The following is a 7889-nucleotide window of genomic DNA, read 5'->3' as shown; positions in this document are numbered from 1 at the left end:
AGGGTCAACTCACAGGAACGGGTCGAATGTTCCAGATCAGTCAAATCCCAAGCGTTATTGTTCCAAATCTTCGATGATACTCGGAAATTGCGGAACATTTCTTCTGAAATTCGGCCCCATTGATCCCTAATATCGGGTAATGAAAAATCATCCGTCCGCCTGACGGAATGTAGTAAAGGGCGGCAGCAAACCTACAACCAGACAATCCATCTTGAACGTATCCCCTGGGAACGCGGCCTGACAATGTGACGCCGCGAAACATGACAAACCCGAGTAGACCAGGCGCCAAGACGACGTCGGCCATGGCGCATGCCGATGCTCGAAAGGCCCCTCCGCCCCCTGCCTGTCAAGTACCCGTAGTTCGTAGATGCAGGTCCGGGGCGGGCGGACTTTCGTCAAAAAGCCTGCTGGCGATCAGCTTGGTGAGGAAGAGCCCAAACTGCGGGTTTTCGAGGCACTGCTGGTGCACGTCATTTTCCGAAATCGCGTAAAGTTCGCAGTCGGTTTTGCACAGCATGGAGGCGGTGCGTTTCTTGTCAGGGCGAAAAATCCCGATTTCGCCCACCAATGTCCCCGGTAGTACGGTTTTTTCGAGCTCGGGTATCAGAAGCTTTCCGTTCGCGAGGAAATAAATCGCCTCCGCAACCTCCCCTTTCCGAAAGAGCACCGTGTCTTTTGGAAGTCGCCGGCGGGTCATGAAGGGCATGAGCACATCAATTTCCGCCCGCCCTTCAAGAGCCTTTTTGAGGCTTTTAAGTTCTCTCACCTTCTGCACGGTCCGATAAACGTTCAAGGGCAGCAAGGTGGCATGCAATATGAAAATCGGGATCAATCCGGCACCCGCCCCGTATACCAGAAACGCGATGTTGGAGGCGATTGCGATCAGCCGAAGCTGTAGCATTCTCTTCATGGAGAATGTCAAAAATACCAAACCACAAGCAAGGTATCCGACCAATTCAAACCAGTTCAGATACGCAGCGTCCATGATTTCCATTAATTTTCATGTAAGTGCAGTCCAAACGACAGTAGTCGACAGGCTGTATCGCTGTCTAGAAGAAAGCAGTTCTGGCCTTGTTTGAAGCGCCCGAAAAGGTCTTCTGCGGCATGATCGTGGAATAGGGCACCGCTGTCGTTCCACGGACCCGACCGGGCAGCCGCCGTTCTCGTGCGGATCAGAACCCCTGACGTTTCAACTCTTCCGCGATCAGGAGACGCGCAGGACCGTTGCGAATTGGGAAAGCTGCAAAGTACTGCGCAGCCGATGCGTCAGGCTTGCGTCGTCGGGCATCCTGTCGCCACCGGCTGGCCTGTTGATGACGGCCCGCCAGACCATTGGCCACAGCCGCTATCATGGAGATGAGGTAATGCGCCCCCGGCGTCGATGCGGCGCGGTCGGCCCATCGGGCAGCGCCCCGGATATCGCCGGCCTGAATCAACGCCTGTGCGCGCACCCCGTGCATGCCGTAAAGCAACGGGTCCAGCGGGCTAAGCTGAAGGGCGGCGTCAAGACCCGCATCAACCTTCGCGATGTCACCGTTCATCAGGGCCGTAAAGGCGCTTGCATAAAAGCCTTGGGCGTAGTTGGGGTTGAGATCAATCGCGCTTTCAAACCACCCCTCTGCGATATCAGGCTCGGCTGTGAGCCAATGAGACCGGCCCATCATGTAATGCGTGAAAGGGTCAAGCGGGTCCAGTTCAACGCCACGCTCGGCAAGACGGCGGGCCGCCGCAGCGGCTTCGCGATTGTCAGGCCCGAGGTTAAGGAAAGCGTCAATAAACCGGGTGAATGACAGGCCCGCATGCGCGCGCGCAAACATCGGATCAAGCGCAATCGCATTCTCGAAATGAAACCTGGCAAGCTGGTTTGCCTCAGGTGTGAAACGGTACAGCTGGTTCAGACCAAGGTGAAAGGTCTTCCAGGCGTCAAGTTTATCAAACCCGCCCAGCCCCGCGAGCCGCACCTCGTTCTGAGGGACATGCAGGTCAAGCGCCGTTGCGACACGCGCGACGACCCGTTGACGCAGATCCGCGATCCCGTCCAGCGGCGAGGTCAGGCGGTCGGCCCAGATCACCTCTCCGCTGCTGGTATCGGAAAGCTCCACGACCAGAACCACCGTGCCAAACAGACATTCGATCATTCCCGAAAGCACGTATCCGGCCCCCAGTGCGGTACCGAGCAGATCAAGGTCGGTGTTCGTCGGCTGACGAAACCGGAAAGACGATCCGCGGGCGATCACCGCCAACCACCGCAAACGCGACAGGGCCTGGATGATCTCATGCGGAATTGCCGAGGCGAGAACCGCAAGATCCGGCGATTCACCAAGGGGCCGAAATGGGAGAACGGCAACAGAGGGTCGCGAAAGATCGGCAGTCTCCCGACCAACCGGCGCCCCGCCGCGCTCGGGCCTGGCCGTCACCCTGTCGACAACCTCGGCTACAAAGCGGAATCCCTTGCCGTGAATCGTTCGGATGACGGCCTGCTTTTCTCCGGTGTCGCCAAGCGCCTGACGTGCCGATCGGATCCGGCTGGAAATGCTGGCATCCGACACCGCGCGATCAGGCCAGACCGCCTCTGCAAGCTCGTCCTTGCTGACCATGCGGGCGCGATGACGGACAAGGTGGATGATCAACGCGAGGACCTGGGGTTCAGCCGGGACAGGCTCGTCCCGTCGGACAAGTTCGAACCGCTCCGGGTCCAGCCGATATTCCCCGAATTGCCACGACATGCGTCAGAATAGCGCAGATTTGCCTGATTCTACAGGAAATCTTCAGGTTTGCTTCAAGCAGAAAGCCGAAGATGCGCGCAGACTGAGCACATACCCCGGCGCAGGGTACAAGCGCCACAGCGATCTTGGGACCGAAGGAGAAATGATATGACCGCCGGAACGATCCGAACCACGCAGGGACGCGGGCGTCTGTTCGCCTCGATCCTCGATACCGTTGGCGACACGCCGGCGATCCGTATCAACAATCTCGCGCCGGAAGGCGTGCGCCTTTACGTCAAGGCCGAGGCGTTCAACCCGGCAGCATCGGTCAAGGACCGGCTTGCCCTGAACATCATTGAAGCCGCCGAACGGGCGGGCACGCTCAAGCCGGGCCAGACCGTGGTCGAGGCCACCAGCGGCAACACCGGCATCGGCCTTGCAATGGTCTGCGCACAGAAAGGCTATCCGCTGGTCGTCACAATGGCCGACAGCTTCTCGGTCGAGCGGCGGCGGCTGATGCGGATGCTGGGCGCGAAGGTCATCCTTACGCCGCGTGCGGACAAGGGGACGGGGATGTATATGAAGGCCGTGGAATTGGCGGAAAAGAACGGCTGGTTCCTTGCCCGCCAGTTTGAGACCGCGGCAAATGCCGACATCCACGAATCCACCACCGCCCGCGAAATCATCAATGATTTCTCCGGGGACCGGCTGGACTATCTGGTTACGGGATATGGAACCGGCGGTACGGTCACCGGGCTTGCACGTGTTCTGCGCAAGGAACGCCCCGAGACAAAGATCATCCTCAGCGAGCCCGAGAATGCCGCACTGATTGCAAGCGGCGTTGCACAGGAGCGTGACAAGAACGGATCGCCCGCAGAAAGCCACCCCGCCTTTGAGCCACATCCGATTCAGGGGTGGACGCCGGATTTCATTCCGCTGGTCCTGCAAGAGGCGCTGGATAATGGCGGCTATGACGAATTGATCCCGGTGACGGGCGCCGAGGGAATCGCATGGGCGAAAAAGCTCGCGGCGCGGGAAGGCATCCTGACCGGCGTTTCGGGCGGGGCCAGCTTTGCGGTCGCCATGCAGATGGCGGAACGGGCGTCAAAGGGATCAGTGATCCTCGCCATGCTGCCGGACACCGGCGAGCGGTACCTGTCCACGCCGCTGTTCGAGGATATCCCAGAAGACATGGACGACGAAGAGCGCGCCCTGTCTAACTCAACGCCCGGATACCGGATCGCCGCAGAATGAATACCAATCTCACCTCACAAGGAGTAGATGGAATGGCTAAATCCCATACCCCGGTTTTCAAAGGTGCGCTCATAGCATCGTTGGTGTCGCTGATCGCCTGCGGTGCAAGTGCAGAGACCGCCGCCGACAAGATCGAACGGGCCAAAACGGCTGCTCCGGTTGATGTTACCGACCACGCGACATTTCTGGACCTTGATGGAACGGTCCTGCAACAGGGCACAAATGGCTGGGTATGCTTTCCCGGCGTTCCGCTGATTCCGGGCGACACCCATCCGATGTGCAATGATGCCGTCTGGATGAGGTGGATAGAGGCCGTATCCTCGGGCAAGCCGTTTTCGACGGAGGTGATCGGGGTGTCCTACATGCTGGCCGGTGACGCGATGGTCAACAATGCGGATCCGGCAGCAACGGATATCAACGATGGCGGAATCTGGGTTCAGGAAGGCCCGCATCTCATGATGTTATTCCCAAGCAAGGATATGGTGGCTGGCCTGCCGAGCGATCCCTACGAGGGCGGGCCCTACGTCATGTGGGGCGATACACCGCTCTGGCACGTCATGACCCCGATCGAGGGAAAAAAGGCGCCGTAATAACGCGCCACGGACCAATCGCTATGAAAAAAGGAGGTATCACCATGCAACTCTACATGATCCGCAGACCCAGCGCCTGGGCCAATCAGGCCGAACTCGAAAAGACAGCCGATATTTCGGCGCGCGTCGGCAATGAAGATATGCCGGACAAGGTGCGCTGGATACGTTCCTATGTGCTCAACGAGCAGGACGGACGGTTGGGCACCTGCTGCATCTACGAGGCCGTGGATGAAGAGGCGCTGCGCGAACATGCCCGCAGCGTCGGCATGCCGGGTGACGATATCCTGCCCATCGGCGCCACCGTCGTGGTACGCCCGGACCCAAGTTGAAACACCTCGCGAATTTGCCCTGCCGGAAGGTTGGATATGAGGACGCAGAATGATCCATGACGATATCGGGGCCGGTGGATTACAGGGGCGGGGCACAGGGGCCAATCGGCATGACTGAGAAACCCGCCTTCCCCCTCGCGGATTCGCTCGACCCGGAAAACTGGGCGGAGATGCGGCACCTGGCTCACCGGATGGTGGAGGATGCACTTGATCGGATAGAAGGGTTGCGTGACGGGCCGGTATGGCAACCCATGTCAGAGGAAATGCGCGCGGGATTCAGCGGCACTGTCCCTTTGACGCCCACACCGTTGGAATCCGTCTATGCCGATGTCACCGACAAGCTTTACCCTCACGCCATGGGCAACATTCATCCCCGCTTTTGGGCATGGTACATGGGGTCGGGCTGCCTGACCGGGGCCTTGGCCGACTTTCTCGCTGCCATCGACGGCTCGAACCTCGGTGGCGGCGATACCGGGGCAAACCTTGTCGACTGTCAGGTCACCGATTGGCTTCGGCAGATGATGAGGTTCCCCGAGACCGCAAGTGGAACGTTGGTTAGCGGCGGGTCCATGGCCAATATCATCGGGCTGACCGCGGCGCGCAATTCTGCGGCGGACGTGGACCTGCATCACGAAAGCGTGGCCGACCTTGGCGCACCATTGCGCTTTTATGCCTCCGATCAGGTTCATAACTGCCATATGAAGGCGATGAATCTGCTAGGGCTTGGCGGTAAGGCGCTGCGCCGCGTGGGCACGGATGCGGCCTTTCGCATGGACATTCACGCCCTGCGTGGCGCAATCGCGGAAGACCGAGCGCGAGGCGTTACCCCCGCCTGCATCATCGCCACGGCCGGTACCACCAATACCGGCGCAATCGACCCGCTGCCCGCAATCGCCGATCTCTGCCGCGACGAAGGTATCTGGCTGCACGTAGACGGCTGTATCGGCGCACTGTTTTCGATCGCCCCGAAAAACCGGCATCTGGTCGCCGGGATCGAACGTGCTGACTCGCTCGCGCTTGATCTTCATAAGGGTTTGCATGCGCCATTCGACGTTGGCTGTGCGCTGATCCGTGATCGGCAGCTACATCGCGCAACCTTTGCAGAACAGGCCGAATACCTTCAGGTGGCCACCCGCGGCATAGCCGCAACAGAGTTCCTGCACGACTACAGCCTTGAAACGACACGTGGCTTCCGCGCCCTCAAGGTCTGGATGATGATGCGTCATCATGGGATTGAAACCTTTGGTCACATCCTTGATCGCACCATCGCGCAGGCCCGGCACCTGACCCGGCGCGTCGAGGCCGAACCAGAGCTTGAACTGCTGGCGCCCACCTCGATCAACATAGCCTGCTTTCGCCACGATCCCGGCGGGATGAATGAAGCAGATCTGCGTATCCACAACACCAATATCATGCTTCATCTGCAGGAAAGCGGCGTCGCGGTGATCAGCGATACCACAATCCGAGGCCGCCACTGTCTACGTGTTGCGATCTGCAACCACCGCACACGCAACGAGGATCTCGACCTGTTGGTGCAAGAGGTGCTTCGGATCGGGAAAGAGTTGAGAAACAACTAAGGCCCCATTTGCGACGCATCCGATTTTTCGCGACGTGCCCTGTCTGACCACGGGCCTCTCCTCACTGCGCCCGTGCTGTCAGAGTTGTGAAACTGGCACCTAGGGGTGTAGCATCGCGTTTGAGATCAATCTGCCTTGGCTTGACGTTCAGGGGCCACAGCATCGGGCGTAAAAGAACGCCGCCGTGGAACAGGCAATTGGTCTTGACCGAACACGGAGAGCGATCATGAAGCTGATACCGCCCCTGGCATTCCTTGCCCTCTTCGCCAGCCCTGCGCTTGCACAAACCTGGACATGCCTCGTGCCCTATGACGAGGTGAACGGTGGCGGCAGCCTTACCATAAATGACGACCGTTTGGACTTTGTGTCAAACTGGCCACATCGAAAGCCGGAAATCATGAACTGCATCAGGAGCGGCCTCACAAGCGAATGCATGTCAGCACAGCTCGCCACTACCAGGGATGGCGGCCTGTCTTTGTTCGCAAAACTCTATTCCGTTACCTGGCAAGATGATGGCCCTCCGATGTCGATCACGACTCGACAGCCATCCGTTATCTTCAAGGATCACGAAGATGGTTACGCGATGTCCGAGGCATTTCCCGCCATTGCCTACACCTTTCCCGTGACCGACTGCACGACAGACTGACAGCACGAAGAAATACGGGGGATAGGCGGGCAAAATCACACGTCCGCAACGACGCGCGTCCGGACTGAACGCGCGCGAAGCCTTTGGCAAAGGGGCATGCCCCAAACCCGTCGCGACACGCAATTGTTGGTAGCAACATCTTTCTCCCCACTAAGGGCTTGGCGGCCCCTGCACGTAACGCTATCACGGTCCTCCGGCCAGATGAAGGAGCCAGCCATGACCGCCATCGCAGATCGCATTGCCCGCACGATTGCCACCGACATCGGGGCCCGCCCAGAGCAGGTTGCCGCAACGGTTGCCTTGCTTGATGGCGGCGATACCGTGCCCTTTGTGGCGCGTTACCGCAAAGAGGCCACAGGCGGGCTTGACGACGCGCAGCTGCGCAAGCTGGCCGAGCGGCTTGACTATCTGCGCGATCTGGAAAAGCGGCGCGCCAGCATCCTTGGCGAGATCACATCGCAGGGCAAGCTGACCGATGCACTGGCCCGCGCGATTGCCGGGGCCGATACGAAAGCCGTGCTCGAAGACCTTTACCTTCCGTTCAAACCCAAGCGACGCACCAAGGCGATGATCGCCCGGGAAAACGGGCTGGAACCGCTGTTGCGGGCGATCCTTGCCGACCGCGCGACCGATCCTGCCGCTCTCGCACAGGCCTATGTCACCGAGGCCGTTCCAACCCCCAAAGACGCGCTGAACGGCGCGCGCGATATTTTGGTTGAACGGTTGACCGAAAATGCGGATCTTCTGGGGTGGATGCGTCAGTTCATGCAATCGGATGCGCGGTTGAC

General features: G+C 59.5%; 8 protein-coding genes. 6 read left to right on the top strand and 2 right to left on the bottom strand.

Features of this window, described 5'->3' with window-relative positions; translation table 11 throughout:
* Window positions 1-346 precede the first annotated feature (346 nt).
* Both QZ522_RS15745 and QZ522_RS15740 read right to left on the bottom strand, forming a co-directional pair.
* Window positions 347-994 carry a cyclic nucleotide-binding domain-containing protein gene (locus QZ522_RS15745; protein ID WP_294613701.1) on the bottom strand — a complete coding sequence of 216 codons (648 nt, stop codon included), beginning with the start codon at window positions 992-994 and terminating at the stop codon, window positions 347-349.
* A 178-nt stretch (window positions 995-1172) separates the two neighbouring features.
* Window positions 1173-2726 carry a winged helix-turn-helix domain-containing protein gene (locus QZ522_RS15740; RefSeq protein ID WP_294613698.1) on the bottom strand — a complete coding sequence of 518 codons (1554 nt, stop codon included), beginning with the start codon at window positions 2724-2726 and terminating at the stop codon, window positions 1173-1175.
* A gap of 147 nt (window positions 2727-2873) precedes the next feature.
* Here QZ522_RS15740 and QZ522_RS15735 point away from each other — a divergent pair, with 147 nt between their 5' ends.
* The 6 genes from QZ522_RS15735 to QZ522_RS15710 form a co-directional block, all read left to right on the top strand.
* Window positions 2874-3959: a pyridoxal-phosphate dependent enzyme gene (locus tag QZ522_RS15735; RefSeq protein WP_294613695.1), complete on the top strand. Its 1086-nt coding sequence runs from the start codon at window positions 2874-2876 to the stop codon at window positions 3957-3959.
* A gap of 32 nt (window positions 3960-3991) precedes the next feature.
* Window positions 3992-4549: a hypothetical protein gene (locus QZ522_RS15730; RefSeq protein ID WP_294613692.1), complete on the top strand. Its 558-nt coding sequence runs from the start codon at window positions 3992-3994 to the stop codon at window positions 4547-4549.
* 23 nt (window positions 4550-4572) lie between these two features.
* Window positions 4573-4878 carry a nickel-binding protein gene (locus QZ522_RS15725; RefSeq protein ID WP_294613689.1) on the top strand — a complete coding sequence of 102 codons (306 nt, stop codon included), beginning with the start codon at window positions 4573-4575 and terminating at the stop codon, window positions 4876-4878.
* 110 nt (window positions 4879-4988) lie between these two features.
* The gene (locus tag QZ522_RS15720; RefSeq protein ID WP_294613686.1) at window positions 4989-6455 is read left to right on the top strand and encodes an aminotransferase class V-fold PLP-dependent enzyme; all 1467 of its coding nucleotides are present in this window, start codon (window positions 4989-4991) and stop codon (window positions 6453-6455) included.
* A gap of 226 nt (window positions 6456-6681) precedes the next feature.
* A complete protein-coding gene (locus QZ522_RS15715) occupies window positions 6682-7101 on the top strand; it encodes a hypothetical protein (protein ID WP_294613683.1) in 420 nt (139 codons plus the stop codon).
* Window positions 7102-7317: 216 nt separating this feature from the next.
* On the top strand, window positions 7318-7889 hold a 572-nt coding region (locus QZ522_RS15710; protein ID WP_294613680.1), incomplete at its 3' end, for a Tex-like N-terminal domain-containing protein.

It is taken from the genome of uncultured Roseovarius sp. (assembly GCF_913054395.1).
Taxonomy (GTDB): domain Bacteria; phylum Pseudomonadota; class Alphaproteobacteria; order Rhodobacterales; family Rhodobacteraceae; genus Roseovarius.
This window is presented reverse-complemented; position numbering and strand designations above follow the sequence as displayed.

Excerpts from the sequence above, each read along its gene's own strand:
- QZ522_RS15745 (WP_294613701.1), bottom strand. The coding sequence starts at position 994 with ATGGAAATCATGGACGCTGCGTATCTGAACTGGTTTGAATTGGTCGGA.
- QZ522_RS15740 (WP_294613698.1), bottom strand. The coding sequence starts at position 2,726 with ATGTCGTGGCAATTCGGGGAATATCGGCTGGACCCGGAGCGGTTCGAA.
- QZ522_RS15720 (WP_294613686.1), top strand. The coding sequence starts at position 4,989 with ATGACTGAGAAACCCGCCTTCCCCCTCGCGGATTCGCTCGACCCGGAA.
- QZ522_RS15735 (WP_294613695.1), top strand. The coding sequence starts at position 2,874 with ATGACCGCCGGAACGATCCGAACCACGCAGGGACGCGGGCGTCTGTTC.
- QZ522_RS15715 (WP_294613683.1), top strand. The coding sequence starts at position 6,682 with ATGAAGCTGATACCGCCCCTGGCATTCCTTGCCCTCTTCGCCAGCCCT.
- QZ522_RS15730 (WP_294613692.1), top strand. The coding sequence starts at position 3,992 with ATGGCTAAATCCCATACCCCGGTTTTCAAAGGTGCGCTCATAGCATCG.
- QZ522_RS15725 (WP_294613689.1), top strand. The coding sequence starts at position 4,573 with ATGAAAAAAGGAGGTATCACCATGCAACTCTACATGATCCGCAGACCC.